The sequence below is a fragment of the Micromonospora sp. CB01531 genome (assembly GCF_001905095.1).
Lineage (GTDB): Bacteria > Actinomycetota > Actinomycetes > Mycobacteriales > Micromonosporaceae > Micromonospora.
The window spans coordinates 128,010-146,292 of the sequence record NZ_LWLS01000138.1; the positions used below are offsets into that span (position 1 = coordinate 128,010).

Sequence of the window (18,283 nt, forward strand, 5' to 3'; positions counted from 1 at the left end):
GGATGCGTACCCTGATCCGCTCCGCGGCGGCGCTGGCCGCCGTCGGGCTGACCCTCACCCCGGCCGCCGCCTCGGCCGAGCCCACCCCGTCGCCGGGCGCCGCCACGGTCACCAAGGCCGGCACCTCGTTCCTGACCGCCACCGCCATCGCCGCCGGCCAGCCGGTCCAGGTCGGCGCGTCGACCGGCGACCACCTCTACTGGTCGTTCCGCGCGGAGGCCGGGCAGACCCACGAGATCGGTGCCAACGTCGCCTTCCCGAAGGGCCGCACCGGCCCGTCCACCTGGACCGTCGAGGTCTTCGACGGGCTGCGCCGCCGGCAGGCCTGCACGGCCGGCGCGCAGACCCCGACCGCCGACGCGACCGCGACCGGCGTCACCCTCGGCTGCACGCTGCGCCGGGTCCGGCCCTGGGCCGAGCCGTGGTCCGGCGACCCGCTGCCGGGCACCTACTACGTCCGGCTCTCCGTGACCGAGCTGCCCGAGCCCGACCTGGGCCTGCCGATCGACGTGGACCTGCTGGTCAGCGTCGACGGCGATGGCGGCGCGTCCGGCGACGACGGGAAGCTGGCGGCACCGCTGGTGCCCAACACCCGGGCCGGGGCGCTGCTCACCGCCGAGCCGACACCCGAACCGGTCGCCGAGGAGGAGCTCAGCCTCACCGGCTGGCTCCCCGAGGCCGGCTCGCGCTGGGTCTGGACCACCGCCGGTGGCGTGCTCGCCGCCGTGGCGGGCGTGGTCGGCTTCGCGCTCACCCGGCGACCCCGCCGACCCTGACCCGCGCCCGGTGGCCGCCGCGGACCCGAACGCGGCGGCTACCGCAGGCGACGGTCAGGTGGTGCGCGGGCTCCGCGGCACCCAGCCGATGAACCGGTCCTGAAGCGACGACACCGGCACGGCCCGCAGGTCCCGCGTGGCGGCGGCCAGGCAGGAGCCGAGGTAGACGGTCAGCGAGGCGCGGTCCACCCGGTATTCGGCCAGCAGCCGGCTCCGCTTGGTGGTGCACGGCCACTCGTCGCCGCAGGAGTTACAGGTCCAGTCGGGGGTCACCGGCGTGTGCTCGTCCGGCTGTGGTCCCGACGCCTCCGCACCAGGCGTCATCGGCTGTTCCTTCCCATGTGGACGTATTTGCTCCTGGAGGTTCCCCGCCCCATTGACTCCCCTACAGCGCCCCGGGACGCTCCGGCGTTACATCGTTGCGGTACGTTCACCGTCGATGGCCGCCGTCAACTTCCCCGAGGGGGCAGAAGTTCCTCCCTACCTGTGCCAACGCGCATCGGGGGCGAACGATGCGTGACCTCCTGCCACCGGCGGTCGCGGTGGCCGTGGCCGGCCCCGGGGACTGGTCCGGCACCCTGCTCCCCGCCGAGTCGGCCTGCCTCAGCGACCACGCGGTGGAGAGCCGGCGCCGGGACTTCACCGCCGGCCGGATGTGCGCCCGCCGGGCCCTGGCCGGACTCGGGCTGCCGGCCGCCCCGGTCCCGTCGGCGCCCGACCGGTCCCCGGTGTGGCCGGCCGGGGTGGTCGGCACCATCACCCACACGCGGGGTTACTGCGCGGCGGCCGCCGCCCGGGCCACCGAGGTCCGCTCGGTGGGTATGGACGCCGAGCGCCACCGGGAGCTCAACCCGGGGGTACGCCGGGCGATCTGCCTACCCGAGGAGGAGGCGGACCTGGCCCGGCTGCCTGCCGGCGTCCCCTGGCCGACCGTGCTGTTCAGCATCAAGGAGACCGTCTACAAGGTCTGGCACCCGGTCGTCGGGACCTGGCTGGACTTCCACGACGCCCGGGTCACGGTCGACCCCGAGGCCAGGGCGTTCACCGCCCGGATCGCCCCGGCGCGGCTCGCCGCGGCCCCGGCCACCGATCCACCGGCATCGGTCACCGGCCGGTTCGCGGTGGACGCCGAACTGGTCCGCAGCGCCGCCGTCCTGGGACCCCGGTGACGTCCTGACGGACAACTTGGCGGCGGCTTGTACCGTCTTCCCGACTGAAGAGCTTCGAAGGCGCCAAGGAGACCGGTGAGCCACCCTCAGCCTCCGTTCGGGCCGCAGGACCCGAACCAGCAGCCCCCGGAACCGCCGACCCAGCCGTTCCCCACCGCGCCGATGCCGGCGGTGCCGGGCAGCCCGTACGCGCCGGACAGCCCGTGGGCACCGCAGCCGCCGGTCTCCGGGGCACCGCAGCCGCCGATGTCGGGGGCACCGTACCCGCCGCCGGCCGGCCCGCAGCCGCCGACCACGCCGTTCCCGCCGGTCGCGGGCACGCCGCAACCGCCGTACCCGCCGACCTCCGGGACGCCCTACCCGCCGCAGCCGCCGACCCCCGGGACGCCGTACCCGCCGGCCGGGGCGTACCCGCCGGGTGGGGCGTATTCGCCGGCGCCCGGCCAGCCGTTCGGCGCGCCGCCGGCCAAGAAGTCCAACAAGAACGTCTGGATCATCGTCGGCATCATCGCGGCGGTCCTGTTGCTGCTCTGCTGCGGCGGCGGCATCTTCGCGATCTACAGCGGTGCCAAGAAAGCCCAGGACGCGGTCGAGAGCCTGCCCACCCCGGCGGGGTCCTACGACGCGCCCACGCGTGGGTCGGAGCCGACGCCGGAGGCCGGGCAGACCGACGGCGAGACGTTCAACATGAAGCCGGGCGACACGCTAATCATCAACGACGACGATGGCACGGTCGAGATCACCGTCAGCAACTTCCGGACCAAGGACAAGGCCTGCCAGGCGTATATGCCCGGGCCGAAGAACGGCATGTACCTGATCGCCGACGTGACCGCCGAGGTCACCAAGGGCACCGGCTCGATCAATCCGTTCTACTTCAAGTGGATCGGCGCCGACGGCAGCGAGGCAAACGGTGTGGCCGGGGCGCTCTCCGGGTGCGGCAAGCTGCTCGGCTCGGGCAACGACCTGGCGAGCGGCAGCAAGCGCACCGGCCAGCTCGTCTTCGACGTCAAGGACAAGAACGGCACCCTGGAGTACGAGCACCGGCTGGAGACGGCCGGCTCCTGGAAGCCCTGAGCCGCGACGCCCCGCACGGGGGTCGGTCCCATCCTGGGACCGGCCCCTGTCGCATTTTCGGGGTCCGTCCGTCACGGTAGCTGGCGGACGACCAGTTCGAGCATGGTCTGCTCGGCTGGAAGCCGTCGTAGACCCGCTCGGCCTGCCGATCGTTCCTCCCGCTGCCCGACCGGCACTCCGACGGTCGGTCAGCTCATCCAGCAATCCGGACATCACCGGGCGTCGAAGCGTCGACACAGATGGTGGCCGATTAGCCTCTGTCAATTATTGAGGCCGCAAGCACACTGGGACGAGTGACCTACCAGCCTCCGCAGGACCCCTGGCACCCAGTGCCGCCTCCCCTGCCGCCGCCTCCCTCACCGTGGCAGCCGAACGCCCAGGTCGTACCGGTGCTGCCGTACCCGACGGCACAGACCCCGGCTGCCGGCCGGCACGAGGTGCACGGCTGGGCAACGGTTCCGGTTGGCGTCAACGGCGCTCCTGGCAAAGGCCCGAAGCGACGCGTCACTCGTGGGCAGAAGATTGCCGGGGGCATCCTGGGACTGTTCCTGCTGTGCTGCTGCGGCGGCGGCCTCGCCGCCATCGGCAGCTCCGGTGACGACAAGCCGGCCGCCAAGGAGTCGGCAGCAGCGGCGCGAGCGCTGGCCGAACCCGCCGTCTCCCAGCCAGAGAGCCCCATGCCGTCGATCGAGTCACCGAACGTGGCGCCCACCACAAGCCGGCCGAGCCCGGCGCCGAAGCCGACGCGGAACAGCCCCAAGCCGGCGCCGAAGCGCACCACCAGCGCCCCGCGCACCACCAAGCCGGCAACGACGCGCAAGTGCGACCCCAACTACAGCGGCTGCGTACCCATTGCCAGCGACGTGGACTGCGCCGGCGGCAGCGGCAACGGCCCGGCCTACGTTCAGGGCCCCGTGCGGGTCATCGCCACGGACATCTACCGCCTGGACGCGGACGGGGACGGGATCGCCTGCGACAAGTAACGGCAGACCAAGGCCAGCCACACATCCAAGCAGGACGGATGCAATGGACGAGATGTCACGGAGGCCGTTCCCGTTAGGGGACGGCCTCCGTCGTCATCCTGACCGGGTCAGCGATCGCCAGGCCGCGAACAGCCAGTCCGGATCGTCGCCCGCCACGTCGGTCAGCACCGTCTCCCGGCAGCCATGGGCATGCCGCTCCGGTTGGAGCGCGAACGCAGATGCTGTCCGATCGGCCGCTGGCGATTGGTTCGTCCGCCAGCACACTGGGTCGGTGACGCACCAGCCCCCGCAGGACCCCGGGTACCGGCAACTGCCGCCACCCCCGCCCTACCAGCCGCCAACCGCCCAGTTCGAGGCAGTCCCGCCTGATCCGACGGCGCAGGATCCGGCTGCTGCCGGGAACGAGCAGCAGGGCTGGCGAACGCCCTCGGGTCCGACCGAGGTTGTTCCTGACAACGGGCCGAAGCGACGCGTCACTTCCGGACAGAAGGTCGCCTTGGGCTTCCTCGGACTGGCCCTGCTGTGCTGCTGCGGTGGCGGCCTGGCCGCCATCGGCAGTCCCGACGACGACAAGCCAGCCGCGAAGCCGTCCGCTTCGGCGGAGCGGGCCATGGCTGACCCTGCTGTCTCCGACTCGCTGAGCCCCACGGCCACGACCGAGTCGCCGAGCCCGACGGCCACCACCAGGTCGCCGAGTCCCAGGGCGACGACCAGCAAGCCCAGCCCGACGCCGAAGCCGACGCGGAGCAGCCCCAAACCGGCGCCAACGCCGACCCCCAGCACGTCCCGCACGACCAAGCCGACGACGCCACCAATTCAAGTCGGCGTCCGTCCCGGCGCATTCTGCAGTCCGGAGGGCGCTTACGGGCTCACCGACAAGGGCAGGCTGATGCGGTGTCAGAGGTCGGCCAAGGACGGCCGGCTGCGCTGGACCGCCGCTTGAGCTCACAGCAGCTGGCCGCCAGCCGGACGGCAGCTCACCGGCCCCACCGGCGACCGTTACGCGTCCGCCCGGCATTCCCGCCAGTGATAGCGGCATCGGCGACCTGGACCGCGAAGAATGCCGGGCACCGGTAGCGTGCGCATCGTGCGCGAGGACACGGGCAGGCAGCAGGTGTCTGGGTCGGCCGGCCAGCCGTCCGGCACGGGCGAGGCACCCATGATCGACCTGGACGCGCCGTCCAGGCAGGCGCAGCCTCCGCTTTCCCACCAGGATCCGTTACGGCACCCCTGGCGCAGTTTCCGATCGGCGCGTGTCCCGCTGCCACTGGTCCTGGCGCTGCTTGTCGGCGCGGGAGCCGTGGCTGGCGTCGGCACCTACCAGTGGCAGGCGCGGCAACAGCGCCTGGCGGATGAGTCGGCTGCCGCAGTGCTGGTTCTCGGGAAGAACGAGGTGGCGGGCGGCGAGCGCGAGGGTTCACTGGTCCGGGCGGAATCATCGGTGATCGTGGTGAACCACGGCCCCTTGCCGGTGGAGGTCACCGACATTCGCGCGTCGAAGGGCGACCTCGGCCTCTCCTCGGTCAGATCCGATGTGGTGCGGCCAGGGGCACAATCCTTCAGCGTGCGGCTGACGCTCAATTGCACGGCCAGAGTGCCGAACGAACCGGTCCCGGTCGTGATATCGGTCCGCACGGAAGACGGAACGACCCGTCAGGTCACCTCCAGAATGGCAGCCACGCCCTGGCAGTTCGCATTCAATGGGATGTGCGAACAACTCCCGCGCTGAGTCGCTCCGCATGACGATTACCTGTTGAGGTCAGAGTTGCCGCCCGTGACGCACGAACAGCTGAAGGACCACTTCGCGAAGCAGGGCTACCGCCGGTTCGGCCTGCTCGGCGAGGGCATGGAAGGGGTCGTCTTCGCCCTCGGCGACGGGCACGTCGGCAAGCTCTGGTTCCGCCGGCAGCCGGCCGAGTTGCGGTTCATCACGGACTTCTACGAGCACCTCGGGTCACAGGGCCTTCCCTTCGCCGTACCCCGGATGGTCGACGTGGACGAGGTGCGCGGTCACGGGGTGACCATCGAGCGCGAGCTGCCCGGCCGCAACCTGAGGGAGGCCGTGGCGGCGGGTGCTGTCTCGGTCGACACGGCGGCCAGCTGCATGCTGACAGTGGTCACGGAGCTTGCGAAGACGACGGGCAGCGCGTCCACCCGCCGGCTGACCGTGCTCGACGAGCCCGCGCCGATGTGGCAGCCTGGGCCGGTGCGCTACGCGCCCTCGTGGACAGGCGGGTCGCCGGTTCCCACCCCTACCTGCGGGACGCCGTCGACCGGTTCGATGAGAAGATCGCTCGCGTCCACCACCTGGTCAACGGCCTCCGTCCGTCCCGCACCGTCACCATCCAGCGGCGATCTGGTACCGGCAAACGTGCTGGTCACGCCGGCCGGCGAGCCGGCGGCCCTGCTCGACTGGGGCTTCCTGTCCACCGAGGCGGATCCGGCCTTCGAGGCGAGCATCGCTGCAGGCGTTTTCGACATGTACGGGCCGGCCGCCCGCAGCCTGGACGACGAATGGGTCGAGACGCTGTGCCGGCTGTTCGGCCACACCCCGCACGAGTTGCTCTTCTATCGCGCGGTCTATGCGCTGCTGACCAGCAACTCCTACGACGCGGAGGGGAAGGACGGCCACTTCGCCTGGTGCGCGGCGGCACTCAACCGACCGGACATCACCGAGGCGCTGTGGTCCGACTGGGCGGCGTAGCACCACTACCGCGGCAGGTACTTGATGAAGCGAGCGGACCGGCCGCAAGCCCGCCCTAGCGGATCCGAGCGATTGCTGACACGCCGCTCGGCTCCGCCTGCGACAGCGCCCGGTGCCGGACGCTTGAACGGTGACAGGACCTGTTCGGGGATCGGGACGAGCAACACCTTTCGGCATGGAGCGCCATCCTTCGCGGGTCGTCGCGTTCAGCGATGCGGTCATCGCCATCGCCGTCACGCTGCTCGTCCTGGAGATCCGCCCGCCGCAGGACACCCGGCACCTGTTCCACAGTCTCGTCACGCTCTGGCCGTCCTACCTGGCCTACGGCGTCACGTTCATGTTGATCGGGCAGGCGTGGGCGAACCATCACGCCATGTTCGACCAGATCCGTAGCGTCGACCGGACGGTGTTGTTCTTGAACACCGTGCTGCTGATGGACATCGCGTTCCTGCCGTTCGCCGCCTCCGTGCTGGCCCATGCGCTCCGTGACGGAGAGGGTCAGCGCGTTGCCGTCGTCCTCCACGGCATCACGTTCGAACTGGCCGCCATTCTGTTCAACGCCGTCTGGGCGTACGCACGCCGCCACCCCCGACTGCTGGTGACCACCCTCGACTCCGCCGGCGCGAGAGCCATCGGCCGACGCTTCCGGATCGCCCTTACCTGGATCGCCACCGGAACCCTGTTGGGCGCCCTACTTCCTGCTCTTGGCGTGGCGGTGATCGCCGCCTTCATTCCCTTCTACTGGCTGCCGATCCGGGGCGAGACCGCTAGGGCGAGGCCCCGCCCCGGCGAGGATGGCGGTCCGGCGTGAACGCGGGAAGGTTCATGCCGGTCAGTCCCGTCAGTCATCCCTGATTCCTCGACGGCCGGGCACCCCACGGTCTCCGGCCGCCATTGGCGTAACCGGTCAGTGGGCGTGGTGGTAGTGGTGCACGACGGCGTGGCCCTTGCCCCGCGAGATCAACCACCGGTTGATCGGGGTGGTGAGCAGAAACGCGACCAGCAGTGACGCGGCCAGCGCGGCCCAGAACAGCAGGCTGGTCAGGCCGGCATCCATGGCGCCGGGCACGGCCACCATGAACGCGTTGTCCAGCAGCTCCATGACGGCGATGGAGATCGTGTCGGCGGCCAGGGCCACCTTCAGCGCGGTACGAACGCCGACCCCGGCACGCAGCACCCCGCGCATGGTCAGCCCGTAGCCGAACACGAAAGCCAACGCGATCGACAGCACCACGGTGGCGGCGTTGTGCAGGCCCAGGCTGGTGCCGATGACCATGCCGAGCACCTCACCGATCGCGCAGCCGGTGAGGCAGTGCAGCGTCGCCGCCGCGGCCATCGCCCACGTCGCAGTCGTCTTCTCGCGCTGGCCATGGTGAGCATGTGGGTGCCCCGCTGCCACCGCTGCGCTCACGCCCGCCGGATCGTGTTGCTGGTGATTGTGAAGATCCATGTCCGCACCTCCCTGAGTCGACCTCAACATACCCTTAGGGGGTACGGGCATCAAGGTGTGCGCCGCCACTCGGCCTGACTGCTGTCGTCAGACGAGGTGCCGCAGCCGCACCTTGGGCCGCTCGTTCCGCAGATGCTGATGCTTGTGCTGGCGTACCTGCTCGTCCCAGACCTCCTGGTCGCAGTCCGGGCCCGGCGGGATCCACCGGTGCGAGCCGTCGCTGTAGTGAAACCTCTCGTCACCGGCCCGCAGGATGCTCACCGCAGCCAACCGAGGAAACGGCGGTGCAGCGCGCCGGCGGCACCCAGTGCAGATCCGCGGAGGCGCGCACCAACTGCGCCCCCCAGATACAGCGCCAGTGACACCGCCGCCTCCGCGTACCCTGCCCGCAGCTCCCGCCACCGCGTCCCGCGCGGCCACGGCCCCGCCACAGGCCGCCGCACGTCCAGATCGGCAGCACCAGACCGCGTGTGGTCACCGCCCATCGCCCAGGAAGCACGCGGTCCGCGTCCGGGGCTTGCCGGCTGGTCGCCCACTCCACCTGCCAGCACGGGTACGGCAGCAGCAGCGCCCCCACCACACCCCGCACCCCTTGCACATCCCGTCCGGCCCACGCCGATGTACGCCTGCGCCGGGAGGCCCTGTGCCTGAAGCTGCCCACTCAGAGGCCGCCCGCGATATCCGCGAGCAGATCAACTCCGGCGAGTCGAAGGGCGACCCAACAGAGCCTCGACACAGCCACCAAACTCAACCAAAATACGTTGATGGGACGCCGGTCGTGGCACCTGTTGGCGATAATCGCGGCAATTGGAACCGTCTGCCTGGCGGCGGCTTCTCTCGTCTGGGGCGGCCGGGCCATCGAGTTCGCGAGCTGGATTGCCGGCATTGGCGGCCTGGCGCTGGCGGCTGCCGCATTGCTGGCCGGACGACCGATCGAAAGCGCCGCATCGCCAACCTTGATAGTGTCCGTCGCCGAGGATCAAACCACCGGCTTGGATGACGACGCCCGGAGCCTGCGCTACAAAGCTCGACACGACGGCGCAAAGCTGTTGATTGAGCCGCAGATTCCTATCTCAGCCGGGTACGTGACGGCAGCGAACTGACACCCCTGGACTATTGGCACAGCCCTTGGGAAGGGTCGTTCCACTGGCCGATTCTTGACGCCAAGATCGTCAACAACTCCAACAGGACAGTCCTGGGCCGCAGGAACCTGCCCGCCGCTTGCGAGGCGGGCAGGTTCATTGTGCGATGTTATTTCTTCGGGTTCTTCGGGCCGGGGCCAACAACTGAACAGCGATACACCTCGTCCGTCACGTTGAGAGTGATTAGCCCATCGCGCTGAGCTGCCAGGACCTCGTCGTCGGAATGGAACTGCTGAGGCGTGACCCCCGGGTTGAAAACGATGAGGACTTGGCGCCACAGGGGGTTGAACCCGTCACCCTGGATGGCATCGATCACAGGAATAAACTCCTGTTCCTCGTCCAGGTCGTTGGTTGCGAAGATCATGTTGATGCTCGGGTTATGCGCGATGAGTGCGGCCGAGGCACCGGTCGGCATCTCTTTCATGTTGACGGTGTGCATTACGTCATCGTAGAAAGCGGGCATCTGACCAGCCCTACCATTCATGCTTGCTGCGTGTGCCGCCCCTGCGCCCAAAATGACGGGCAGCAACGCAAGAGGGATGGAGATGAACGCACGAGCCGATTTCCTGCGGATGTTCATGTAGGCCTTCTTTGATCGCTGTGGTGGGAAAATGCAGATGGGATTCGTGGGGTTTATACGCGTACTCACGGACGATAGGCACTGCCGGTGGAGCGTGTCTCGGTCTTCGTGAAGTTGAGGTGGCCGTCCCCCACCTGGGTGAACCAGCGCGGGTTCCATGGAGACTCGATTGAGAGGATGAGTCATGTCACGGAAGTCCCATATCCTCCTGGGTCGCGGGATCGCGGTTCGGATGGTCGTCGGAGACGCCCACGGCCATTACGCTCGATCGCGCCGCGTCCCCGGGGTGCCCAGCCGGCGTCCGTGCCGCTTTATGCGGCGCACGGGCAGCCCGTTGACTGCCTCGGCGACACATCGTCCCTGCGTAAGCCCTCGCTCGATCGCCGGGCGGAAATGAATGCCGCCGTACAACCGGGATAACGCCGCCTCCTCAGCGGCCGCAGTGAACGAGTCGAAACGCCGCGGCGCGAGTCCCCGGTTGTCGTGCGTGTGATCGTCGAAGGAGTACGAGTCGCCGAACAGGTCCGCGAGCACGCCGAACGCGGCGGCGGACTGTACCGAGTGGCCCGACGTGTACTCCGGGAAGGGCGGCGTGTTCAGCAGCGGCAACCAGGCCGGGTCGATGAGCCGCTGGATGTACGTGACGGGGCGGAGCAGGTTGTAGATGTACTTCGTCTTCCAGCAGGCGATGAATGCGTCGCACACGGCCATGCCGACCTTGGCATAAGTTTCCGCGGCGAGCATCAGCGAGGCGTCCTCGATGCGCAGTACCTGCGTCGCTACCGAGATCGAGTGACCTGGGGGGCTGGCCGTCACACCGGGGTCGTCGGCCCAGAAGAGTGCGATCGCCTCCTGCTCAGGCGTGCGGTTGTTGACCGCGTCGTACACCTCCCGCGCTTCTCCGAAGAAGGCAGACTGCCGCTGCTCGGAGTAGCGGGTGGGATCGTCGGGTGCGCAACTGCGGCAGTCGAGCGGCACCAGCGGGCGGTTGTCGCCCCATCTCGGCTGCAGCGCGGGCTGGAACGCCGGTGGGGTGGGGACCCAAAGCCCAGGGCCGGAGGGCGGCACGTAGTCCGGCGGGAAGTTGCGCAGATAGCCCTCGTGGCCGCCGTCCCCGCGAGACCAGTCGAACACCGCGCGCGCCACCTGCGCACCGCGCCGCGCCGACGCGGCGACTTCCGAATGGGAGGAGCGGCCGCGCGCATGCTCGCTGAGCTTGGCCTCCAATGCGTCGACCGCGGCTAGGTTGGCCACACTCGTGTTGGCGTAAAGCGAGCGCAGAATGTCGGCGAGCGCGGCATTGGCTACGACCGGCCAGTTGCCGCCCCGCTCGTCACGAGGCAGCCCACGTAGACCCGGCCACTGCCAGGCGAGCGATCGGTACTGCCGGGATCCTGGAACGACGGCCTCGTACAGCGTCACACCGGCGTGGCCCAACGCGCGCGCCGCCACCGGCGGCGTGAAACCAGGCGTCGTCCGCGTCAGCGCCAGCGCAAGGTCGAACCAGGCGAGCGGAACGGACGCATCGAAGTCCTCAGGACGCCGATCGCCGGTCGCCCCTACGGCACGTGGAGCTCGTCCCGCGACGACCGCGGCTCCAATGCCCGCCAGGACAATGCGGCGGGAGATGAGCTTGGCAGACGGCGATTGGTGGCTCATGGCGTACACCTCTACCCCGTAGTTCGTGGCCATCGGCCGCTTTGATTGGGGTAGGCCAATGTGAATCGTCTCGGTCGTCAGGCCGCGCCGTGCTGGTGTCGGTGGGCATCAACACGCCTATCACCTGCGGCAACTGAACGAAGCCTAGCTAGAGTAGGGCGGCCCGAGCGGAAGAACAGAACTCCCAGTCCCATTTCGCCTGCGCCAGTTGCCCGGCCGCCAATTCGGCCTGACCCGACCAGCTACGAGTCGGCCGGGCGACGCTCCGGCAAGGGCCCACATCAGCAAGATCGGCTCGGTCGAGCTGCGCCAGGCGATCATCGCCCTGGACGTCAGGATCACCCTTCGCCACCCCGACTTCGCCGCCTCCATGCGCCGTCTCATCGGCGCCGGGTGAACAGTTCCGTTGAGCTGCTGGACTTCGCTGCTGTACAAGATCGAAAAAGGCCGTCTCCCACCACGGGAAACGGCCTTTGAGCTGGGGTGGAGCTGAGGGGATTTGAACCCCTTACACCCACCGTAGTGGGTGAACATCATCAACCGGACCGATCGGCGCTCCGACCAGGACGGAGCCTGCCGACCCTTGCCAACGCCTGTCACCGCTGGTCGCTCTCAGTTGTAGTGGATCTGTACCCGATGATCTTGCCTAGCCATCGTCCGTTGTTCACCTTCCGGTCCGCCTGACAGCCAGGGCCGACGGGCCGGTTGGGCACAGATCGGGCATGCCGATGCAGGAGGACCCCATGGCTGGTGCACGCGCAGTAGAGTCGGGGTGTGACCGAGCCCGCACCCTTCGTCGAGCTGCGCATGAAAGGACAGCGGTTCGATCACCCTGGCATGCCCGTGGAAGCCCTCTCGGAGCTTGTGGCATACAGAGAGCTTCTCGTCGAGGTGGCGAAGGCCTTGTTCCTCCGCAATCATCGCGGCAGGCAACGTGTCCCGAAGGGATTTGTTGAGCGACTGCGTCTGCGCTTGAGGCGGGTGGAGGAGGGCAGCTCAGTACCGGTACTCGAACGAATTGATACCGAGGCTGAGGGATTTTTCCCGAAGGAGGACGAGTTCGTAGTCGCCCGCCGTCTGATAGAGACGGCGATCTCATCCGTCGCAAGTGAGGACACCCTCCCGCCGGACTTTCCAGAGGATGTTGTCGGGTACTTCAACAGATTCGGACGAAGCCTGCTGCCTGGCGATTCCATCGAGCTGCGAGAGCCCGGACACGAGCGGGGTGCGGTCTACACCGCCAACGTTCGGCGCCGTCTGCTGTTGTCTCAGTCAAGCACTTATCGCGTCAATGCGACCCTCGCGGGTCGGATCGTTGAAATAGACGCCGAAGACTCAGCCTTCAACCTTCGCACGTTTACTAACAACGTGGTCCGGTGCCATTTCGAGTCCGAACTATTCCCGTTCATTCGTAACGCGCTGCTACCTGATGGGGCGGGGCCAGCAGTTAGAGTTAGCGGCGAAGCGGTCCTCGATAGGATCGATAAAGTCGTTCGAATGGAGGTCACGGAAGCAGGATACGCGGACGAGGCCGACGAAGCATCGGATACGTTCGGCCTCGAAGGCGAAGCGGAAGACGTACCGCTGCGGCGGATCCCGCGTCAAAGCGATCCCGCAGCTAAGGTAATGCGTCGGGTCGATGAGCTCGAATCGTTGGAGCCGGGATGGCTGGATGGTGAAGGAGAGCCCCCGGCACAAGAGGTGCTAGCCCGTCTCCGTCGGCTCGCCCTGGTGCTCGCTGCTCCAATCCACCCGCCGGTGCGCATCTATCCCACCCCGGAGGGCGGAGTGCAGCTGGAGTGGACGAGCGGAACACACGAGTACAGCATTGAAATCCACCCAGACCTGAGCGCATACGTCGTCCAAGTTGATACGTCGACGGACGACTTCCGCGAGCGGATGTACAAATCGCTAGACGAAGAATCCCTCACCAACATTCTCCTCGGCGGTGTGACCGTATGACTCAACCCGGCCCCTCAGTTCGGCTGGACGACGACGAACTTCTAGTGGAGGACGCTGCTGAGTTTGTTTGGAGACAGGTTCACCCGCAGTTCCTGTCGGACGGGCAGCCGTCGAGTCAAGCCTTCAAACCCACTCCTAAGGATGAGGGCAAGCTCTCGGTGAGTCGGCAGTCGGTAACCGCGGAGGAAGCCTTCGAGCAATACGAGCACTCTTCTGCTGGCACATGGGGCGTTCGTGTCGGCGAGGTCGTGCAGGCTGGTACCCGTGTAGTAGACGACTCCGCGAAGCCTGAAACACCGAAGGCTCATGCCTATATCGACTTTCGCGGCTTCACGAGGGGCCAGGTCGAACGGATCGCAAAGACTCTGAGGTCGGCTACCAACGCACACGGCTGCCGGTACTCACCGCCGACCAGGACCACTATTGACGGGTGAACACCCTCCCACCTGATCTGTGCGGGCGTAGCCCCGGAACTGGTTCACTCCCGACGGATCGACGGGCTGGCATGGTTGCTGTCTGAGTTCCTGCCCGCGCTCGTTGCCTTTCTCCTTGCTCGGCCTGCTAGCCATCCCGTCGGCCTTCGTCCGCACACCGTGGAGTGGGTAGGGCCTGCCCGGTCAAGGTGGAGCACCCAGCGGCTGAACGACCTTGACCGGGCAGGCCCTACCCACTCGGCTTCGCCCGGACGGAGGCTGTCGGGATGGCGCCAACCATCCCGGAGTGCCCGAGGACCCCGCCGGAGGCACTGCCCGTGTCTCGAAACAACGGAAGCCCCGGACCTGCCATCAACCATGGCGGCCCGGGGCTTCGTCGTATGTCGCGCCGCCGGCGGGCTGCAACCGCCGGGGTGCGCCCCGTGCGCTTGCGCTAAGGGGCGCGGGGTCCCCGAGCGGCGGCCCCGTTGGGGCCGGCCCAGGTTCGGCGGCGCGAGCGGCCGGCAGCGCCGGCCGCACTTGATCTCGTACAGAAAGTTCTCACACGAGCGAACAAACAGCAGCGAACAAACAGACTAAGGAACAGATGATGGCATTTACAGCATCAGCGCTGGTTCGAGCCCTCTTCGGCAGAGCGGATCGCATGAGCCGTCTGGGCAAGGACCACCTCTGCTTCGTCCAAGTTCTCGCGTGTCCTTTGTCGCAATGTGGTCATTCGGTTGAGGTTGGCACGCGCCCGCTCAATCTCACGCTCCATCGACTCCAGCTCATCGCCCGTCGGGAGGTTCTTGCCCTTCGCTCTGGCCGCAAATCGGGATTCCACCTCCGCTAAGCGCTGATACGCTCGCTGATAAAGATCCTCGGCCATATCCACCTGAATGAGCAACTCCCTCTTTCTCGCTTCCGCGTTATCTCGCATGTCCTGCAACAGCTTTTTGGGCACCGCATACTCCGGTTGTGCCGCCACCTTTGCGGCCTGTTGCAGCGTCTCGGCACTGACGTCCGCGTCTAGATGTTCGCGAGCGTACCGAAGAAAGGACTTGGTGGGCATCACAACGAGACGCGCCCCGCTCTTCTCGGAGCACTCATCGGCCAATTCCGGCCTGCCAATTATCGTTTTACCCTTAACTCTCAAGTACCAATCGTCTTTGGTGTCCGCTGTTACAAAAACGACGTACTTGGGTTGCTGCCGCGACACTTCGTCAAGCGTCTGAACCCACACGAGGTAGTCACCGCTGCCGTCAGCCTTGTTAGCGTCCTTGTATCCGGGCGGAATTCCTTCGGCTATTCGCCGTTGAGCTTCTTCCTTCGCCTTTGCGAGTTCTTCCTGGCCATAGGGTTCACCCACCCGCTCCTCAAAGATCAGTTCTAGGCGCTGCAAAACTAGGTCAATGCCTGCGGGCTCTACAAGGCCGTGTGATTTGTGCAGAGCTTCAACTGCCTTGTGTAGAGGATTTAACCCCTGCCGGGCCATGCTCAACAGCCGCTCTCGCTCCTTATCCGCTAGGGCAACTCTATTGGATAGCTCGCGAATCTTACTCTCCAACTCCGACTCGATTACCTTCCGGTGTTCTTGAAGAGTGTCAAGCAAAGACCTGTATGCCGCGTCATGCTCGGCGATGACATTGAACCGGTTTTTGTGGAACTCGTACGCCACCTGATGTGGAATCCAAAGCCTATCGCGCACTTGCTCCAATGCGGAGAGCAGTTCCTCGCGAGCCTTCGAGGCGAATCGGTAAGCACCTAACAACACGTTTGTGTCGAGCACGACAAGGCCCGTTTTCATGGCGTCCGCCACAGTAGCCTGATCGGGAACAAGGTGCCCCGTGAAGTTGGTGCTGAAGCTAGGCATTACGTTCCGCTCCCGAATCGTGATCCGGTGTGTGACTTAGGACAGTAGCAGCATGTTCGGACTCGTGGGGGCGTGGATTTACGAGGGCAAAAGAGGAAAAAGGCACGGGGGAAGTCGCGTACTTCGACGGGTAGCCACGAGGACATGACGTCCGTACGATGCAAGAGTGAGCGCCTTGGTCCAGCAAGCGGCGGCGACCGCCGAGGAGCACCTGCGCGAGGCACTGCCTCGGCGCTGGCGTCATGTAAGGGCGGTGGGGCTGAAGGCCCAGACCCTTGGAGTCTTACCAGACGTTGATGCGGACATTCTTGCTGCGTCGGCTTGGCTTCACGACATCGGATATTCTCCACGGATAGCTGACACAGGTTTCCACGCACTTGACGGTGCACGTTGGCTACTAAGAGAGGGTTTCAGTAGGCGCCTGGCCAGCTTGGTGGCTCACCATTCGTGCGCCTCCTATGAGGCCGACGAGCGAGGGCTCGGCGAGGTGCTTGCATTCGAATTCCCGCGCGAGGAATCAGCAACCTCAGACGCCCTTTGGTACGCGGATATGACGACGGGGCCCGACGGACAGGATCTCACTGTCGAGCAACGGCTCGCGGAGATCCGGGAACGCTACGGGCCGAACGACCTCGTGACGCGGTTTTGGGAGAAGGCAGAAGTGCCTCTTCTCGAAGCGATACAACGGACGGAGAGCCGCCTAACAGCTCAACCTATGTAGGGCGCATTTAGCTGCTCGAATCCGTGATCGATACGCAGCCGCATTGATGGATGGATCGAGAGGTCGTCGAGTTCGCCTCTGGCCACCCACTTCACCGCCGACGACTCATCGCTGGTCGTCGGTTGGCCGCCGATGTACCGGCCACGGAAGCAGATCGAGAACTGCTGCCGGACCTCGCCGTCGCTGTACTCCACGACGTGGTTCGGGTTGGTATAGATCCCGACGACGCCGGTCACCTCGACCTCGACCCCGCTCTCCTCACGCGTCTCCCGCACGGCCGTCTCGGCGATGTACTCGCCGAAGTCCTGGGCTCCGCCGGGAAGCGCCCAGAGGCCGTTGTCGGTCCGCTGGATGAGCAGTACCCGTCCCTGCTCGTCCTGGACGAACACGGTCACTGCTACGACGATGCTGTTCGGCTTCGGGGCATTCGGGTTGTTGAAGTGCTCGATCCGGGCCATGCCTCTAGCCTCTCACCGCCGGCGGCTCAGTGCTCAGGCCAGACGGCCCGCTTCTTCCCGAGCACCTGCTTGAAGCTTGCAACGTAGTTGTCGAACAACTCCCCGCCGCCGATGCGGCGTAGGTGCAGCACCGGGGCGTAGGCGGCCGGCGTGCCGTAGAGGTGGGTGTTGACCAGCATCTCGTCGTCAAAGCGGTAGATGGAGTTGTAGAGGATCGTGTCGTGGTAGTAGATCCCCACGTTATCCAGGTCCCGCAGGTCCTTGTAGAAGGCCAGCGCGTTCAGGATCTTGCTGGACATGGCCGGGCCGATGCCCTCGTCGTCCCCGCGCTCGGCGATGTGCTTGCCCTCAGGGTCGCCGAATAGCAGCTCGACCTGGGCCCCGGCCAGCGCCTTCTCGCGTAGCGTCGGCACCCATCGGTGGTTGAACTCAGGCAGGAACAACCCGCCGTAGACCAGGACGCCGACCTGTCGGGTGGCCTTCTCCAAGAGCTGCTGCCAGAGGTCGGTTGGCACGGCCCCGCGGCGCGGGTAGATGTGGACGACCTCGGACTGGCTGACCTGCACCGCTCGCTGCGTCGGCAGGGCGTCCGGCCAGAGGTACGACTCGCTCTCGCCCAGCAGCTCGGCGATGGAGTGGCGGTAACGCGGATACGGGTTCCGGCTCTGCGTGACCCACCGCTCCACGGTCTTCGGATCGACGCCCAGCTGGTCGGCGAGCGTTGCCGGCGTCAAGCCCTTCTTGAGCATCCCGCTGCGTAGGCGGTCGTTCGTCATCTCGACTCCTGCTCGTTGAACGATGGGGACGAATTGGAGGGACGACTAACTCTACCAAGGACGTCCCTAGTCGTCCATGTCTCGTGGTGAACTCGTCACTATCGATCGACGCATCCTGATTCCACACGAGCTGCCGTCCAGAGAGGACGCACTTGGCCCGCCGATACGGGCTCAGCTCACTAGTCGAAGGAGTCAGTCATGGGACGTCTGCTGCTGGACACCTCGCGGGTGTCGTACGAGGTGTCGGTGAACCCGGTGCCGAAGCTGGACCAGAACGGTCAGCAGAAGTTCGACCGGGAGACGAAGAACCCGATGTGGACGGTGCACCTCTACGCCCTCTCCGAGGGGAGCGCGGAGGTCATCAACGTGACGGTAGTCAACCCGGTGATGCCGCCGGTGACCGTCCGTCAGCCGGTCGTTCCGATGGACCTGGAGGCACTGCCCTGGGTCAACGACCGGGACGGCAAGGTCCGTTCGGGTGTGGCGTTCCGGGCCTCGGCCCTGAACCCGCTGGACACCGCCGCCTAGCGGCGGGCGTGTCGA

General features: G+C 66.8%; 21 protein-coding genes. 12 read left to right on the plus strand and 9 right to left on the minus strand.

The features are described 5' to 3' along the window. Window positions 1–2 precede the first annotated feature (2 nt). On the plus strand, window positions 3–776 hold the full coding sequence (locus A6A27_RS40655) for a peptidase (protein ID WP_073839974.1): 774 nt from the start codon (window positions 3–5) through the stop codon (window positions 774–776). Window positions 777–830: 54 nt separating this feature from the next. On the opposite strand, the gene A6A27_RS40660 is transcribed toward A6A27_RS40655, so the two are convergent. After that, complete coding sequence (locus A6A27_RS40660) at window positions 831–1,100, minus strand: hypothetical protein (protein WP_073839975.1); 270 nt, start codon at window positions 1,098–1,100, stop codon at window positions 831–833. 188 nt (window positions 1,101–1,288) lie between these two features. Here A6A27_RS40660 and A6A27_RS40665 point away from each other — a divergent pair, with 188 nt between their 5' ends. The 3 genes from A6A27_RS40665 (at window position 1,289) to A6A27_RS45475 (ending at window position 4,002) form a co-directional block, all read left to right on the plus strand. Beyond that, window positions 1,289–1,945: a 4'-phosphopantetheinyl transferase family protein gene (locus tag A6A27_RS40665; RefSeq protein WP_073839976.1), complete on the plus strand. Its 657-nt coding sequence runs from the start codon at window positions 1,289–1,291 to the stop codon at window positions 1,943–1,945. 75 nt (window positions 1,946–2,020) lie between these two features. After that, a complete protein-coding gene (locus tag A6A27_RS40670; protein ID WP_073839977.1) occupies window positions 2,021–3,019 on the plus strand; it encodes a DUF4352 domain-containing protein in 999 nt (332 codons plus the stop codon). A 293-nt stretch (window positions 3,020–3,312) separates the two neighbouring features. Next, complete coding sequence (locus A6A27_RS45475; RefSeq protein WP_198940676.1) at window positions 3,313–4,002, plus strand: hypothetical protein; 690 nt, start codon at window positions 3,313–3,315, stop codon at window positions 4,000–4,002. 327 nt (window positions 4,003–4,329) lie between these two features. Here A6A27_RS45475 and A6A27_RS40680 read toward each other — a convergent pair whose 3' ends face one another. Next, on the minus strand, window positions 4,330–4,800 hold the full coding sequence (locus tag A6A27_RS40680; RefSeq protein WP_143194435.1) for a hypothetical protein: 471 nt from the start codon (window positions 4,798–4,800) through the stop codon (window positions 4,330–4,332). 289 nt (window positions 4,801–5,089) lie between these two features. Here A6A27_RS40680 and A6A27_RS40685 point away from each other — a divergent pair, with 289 nt between their 5' ends. The 3 genes from A6A27_RS40685 to A6A27_RS40695 all read left to right on the plus strand — a co-directional run bounded on the left by A6A27_RS40685 (window position 5,090) and on the right by A6A27_RS40695 (window position 7,517). Further along, window positions 5,090–5,731, plus strand: a complete 642-nt coding sequence (locus A6A27_RS40685) for a hypothetical protein (RefSeq protein ID WP_143194436.1) — start codon at window positions 5,090–5,092, stop codon at window positions 5,729–5,731. Between the two features lie 45 nt (window positions 5,732–5,776). Continuing rightward, a complete protein-coding gene (locus tag A6A27_RS40690) occupies window positions 5,777–6,706 on the plus strand; it encodes a phosphotransferase (protein WP_073839980.1) in 930 nt (309 codons plus the stop codon). A 175-nt stretch (window positions 6,707–6,881) separates the two neighbouring features. Next, window positions 6,882–7,517, plus strand: a complete 636-nt coding sequence (locus tag A6A27_RS40695; protein ID WP_073839981.1) for a TMEM175 family protein — start codon at window positions 6,882–6,884, stop codon at window positions 7,515–7,517. 96 nt (window positions 7,518–7,613) lie between these two features. Here A6A27_RS40695 and A6A27_RS40700 read toward each other — a convergent pair whose 3' ends face one another. Continuing rightward, on the minus strand, window positions 7,614–8,156 hold the full coding sequence (locus A6A27_RS40700) for a DUF4396 domain-containing protein (RefSeq protein WP_083673256.1): 543 nt from the start codon (window positions 8,154–8,156) through the stop codon (window positions 7,614–7,616). A gap of 87 nt (window positions 8,157–8,243) precedes the next feature. Continuing rightward, the gene (locus tag A6A27_RS45480) at window positions 8,244–8,417 is read right to left on the minus strand and encodes a hypothetical protein (RefSeq protein ID WP_198940669.1); all 174 of its coding nucleotides are present in this window, start codon (window positions 8,415–8,417) and stop codon (window positions 8,244–8,246) included. 503 nt (window positions 8,418–8,920) lie between these two features. On the opposite strand from A6A27_RS45480, the gene A6A27_RS40710 reads away from it, so the two are divergent. Further along, on the plus strand, window positions 8,921–9,259 hold the full coding sequence (locus tag A6A27_RS40710; RefSeq protein ID WP_073839982.1) for a hypothetical protein: 339 nt from the start codon (window positions 8,921–8,923) through the stop codon (window positions 9,257–9,259). 148 nt (window positions 9,260–9,407) lie between these two features. Here A6A27_RS40710 and A6A27_RS40715 read toward each other — a convergent pair whose 3' ends face one another. Beyond that, a complete protein-coding gene (locus A6A27_RS40715) occupies window positions 9,408–9,878 on the minus strand; it encodes a hypothetical protein (RefSeq protein WP_143194437.1) in 471 nt (156 codons plus the stop codon). A gap of 258 nt (window positions 9,879–10,136) precedes the next feature. Further along, window positions 10,137–11,570: a vanadium-dependent haloperoxidase gene (locus tag A6A27_RS40720; RefSeq protein WP_083673257.1), complete on the minus strand. Its 1,434-nt coding sequence runs from the start codon at window positions 11,568–11,570 to the stop codon at window positions 10,137–10,139. A 175-nt stretch (window positions 11,571–11,745) separates the two neighbouring features. Here A6A27_RS40720 and A6A27_RS40725 point away from each other — a divergent pair, with 175 nt between their 5' ends. Both A6A27_RS40725 and A6A27_RS44005 read left to right on the plus strand, forming a co-directional pair. Next, window positions 11,746–11,934 carry a hypothetical protein gene (locus A6A27_RS40725; protein WP_073839984.1) on the plus strand — a complete coding sequence of 63 codons (189 nt, stop codon included), beginning with the start codon at window positions 11,746–11,748 and terminating at the stop codon, window positions 11,932–11,934. A 377-nt stretch (window positions 11,935–12,311) separates the two neighbouring features. Beyond that, entirely contained in the window at window positions 12,312–13,499 is a 1,188-nt protein-coding gene (locus A6A27_RS44005) for a hypothetical protein (protein ID WP_143194438.1), read from the plus strand. A 1,038-nt stretch (window positions 13,500–14,537) separates the two neighbouring features. Here the strand turns inward: A6A27_RS44005 and A6A27_RS44015 are convergent. Beyond that, window positions 14,538–15,785, minus strand: a complete 1,248-nt coding sequence (locus tag A6A27_RS44015; protein ID WP_143194439.1) for a PIN domain-containing protein — start codon at window positions 15,783–15,785, stop codon at window positions 14,538–14,540. Window positions 15,786–15,951: 166 nt separating this feature from the next. On the opposite strand from A6A27_RS44015, the gene A6A27_RS40745 reads away from it, so the two are divergent. Then, entirely contained in the window at window positions 15,952–16,506 is a 555-nt protein-coding gene (locus A6A27_RS40745; protein WP_073839988.1) for an HD domain-containing protein, read from the plus strand. Here the strand turns inward: A6A27_RS40745 and A6A27_RS40750 are convergent. Both A6A27_RS40750 and A6A27_RS40755 read right to left on the minus strand, forming a co-directional pair. After that, window positions 16,494–16,964 (minus strand): NUDIX hydrolase, encoded by a 471-nt coding sequence (locus A6A27_RS40750; RefSeq protein WP_073839989.1) that lies wholly within the window; start codon window positions 16,962–16,964, stop codon window positions 16,494–16,496. The genes A6A27_RS40745 and A6A27_RS40750 overlap by 13 nt on opposite strands. A gap of 26 nt (window positions 16,965–16,990) precedes the next feature. Further along, a complete protein-coding gene (locus A6A27_RS40755; RefSeq protein WP_073839990.1) occupies window positions 16,991–17,740 on the minus strand; it encodes a helix-turn-helix domain-containing protein in 750 nt (249 codons plus the stop codon). A 198-nt stretch (window positions 17,741–17,938) separates the two neighbouring features. Here A6A27_RS40755 and A6A27_RS40760 point away from each other — a divergent pair, with 198 nt between their 5' ends. Beyond that, window positions 17,939–18,268, plus strand: coding sequence for a hypothetical protein (locus tag A6A27_RS40760; protein WP_073839991.1), 330 nt, complete (start codon window positions 17,939–17,941; stop codon window positions 18,266–18,268). The last annotated feature ends 15 nt before the right edge of the window (window positions 18,269–18,283 follow it).

Excerpts from the sequence above, each read along its gene's own strand:
- A6A27_RS40655 (WP_073839974.1), top strand. The coding sequence starts at position 3 with ATGCGTACCCTGATCCGCTCCGCGGCGGCGCTGGCCGCCGTCGGGCTG.
- A6A27_RS40660 (WP_073839975.1), bottom strand. The coding sequence starts at position 1,100 with ATGACGCCTGGTGCGGAGGCGTCGGGACCACAGCCGGACGAGCACACG.
- A6A27_RS40665 (WP_073839976.1), top strand. The coding sequence starts at position 1,289 with ATGCGTGACCTCCTGCCACCGGCGGTCGCGGTGGCCGTGGCCGGCCCC.
- A6A27_RS40695 (WP_073839981.1), top strand. The coding sequence starts at position 6,882 with ATGGAGCGCCATCCTTCGCGGGTCGTCGCGTTCAGCGATGCGGTCATC.
- A6A27_RS40700 (WP_083673256.1), bottom strand. The coding sequence starts at position 8,156 with ATGGATCTTCACAATCACCAGCAACACGATCCGGCGGGCGTGAGCGCA.
- A6A27_RS40710 (WP_073839982.1), top strand. The coding sequence starts at position 8,921 with ATGGGACGCCGGTCGTGGCACCTGTTGGCGATAATCGCGGCAATTGGA.
- A6A27_RS40715 (WP_143194437.1), bottom strand. The coding sequence starts at position 9,878 with ATGAACATCCGCAGGAAATCGGCTCGTGCGTTCATCTCCATCCCTCTT.
- A6A27_RS40720 (WP_083673257.1), bottom strand. The coding sequence starts at position 11,570 with ATGGCCACGAACTACGGGGTAGAGGTGTACGCCATGAGCCACCAATCG.
- A6A27_RS44015 (WP_143194439.1), bottom strand. The coding sequence starts at position 15,785 with ATGCCTAGCTTCAGCACCAACTTCACGGGGCACCTTGTTCCCGATCAG.
- A6A27_RS40750 (WP_073839989.1), bottom strand. The coding sequence starts at position 16,964 with ATGGCCCGGATCGAGCACTTCAACAACCCGAATGCCCCGAAGCCGAAC.
- A6A27_RS40755 (WP_073839990.1), bottom strand. The coding sequence starts at position 17,740 with ATGACGAACGACCGCCTACGCAGCGGGATGCTCAAGAAGGGCTTGACG.
- A6A27_RS40760 (WP_073839991.1), top strand. The coding sequence starts at position 17,939 with ATGGGACGTCTGCTGCTGGACACCTCGCGGGTGTCGTACGAGGTGTCG.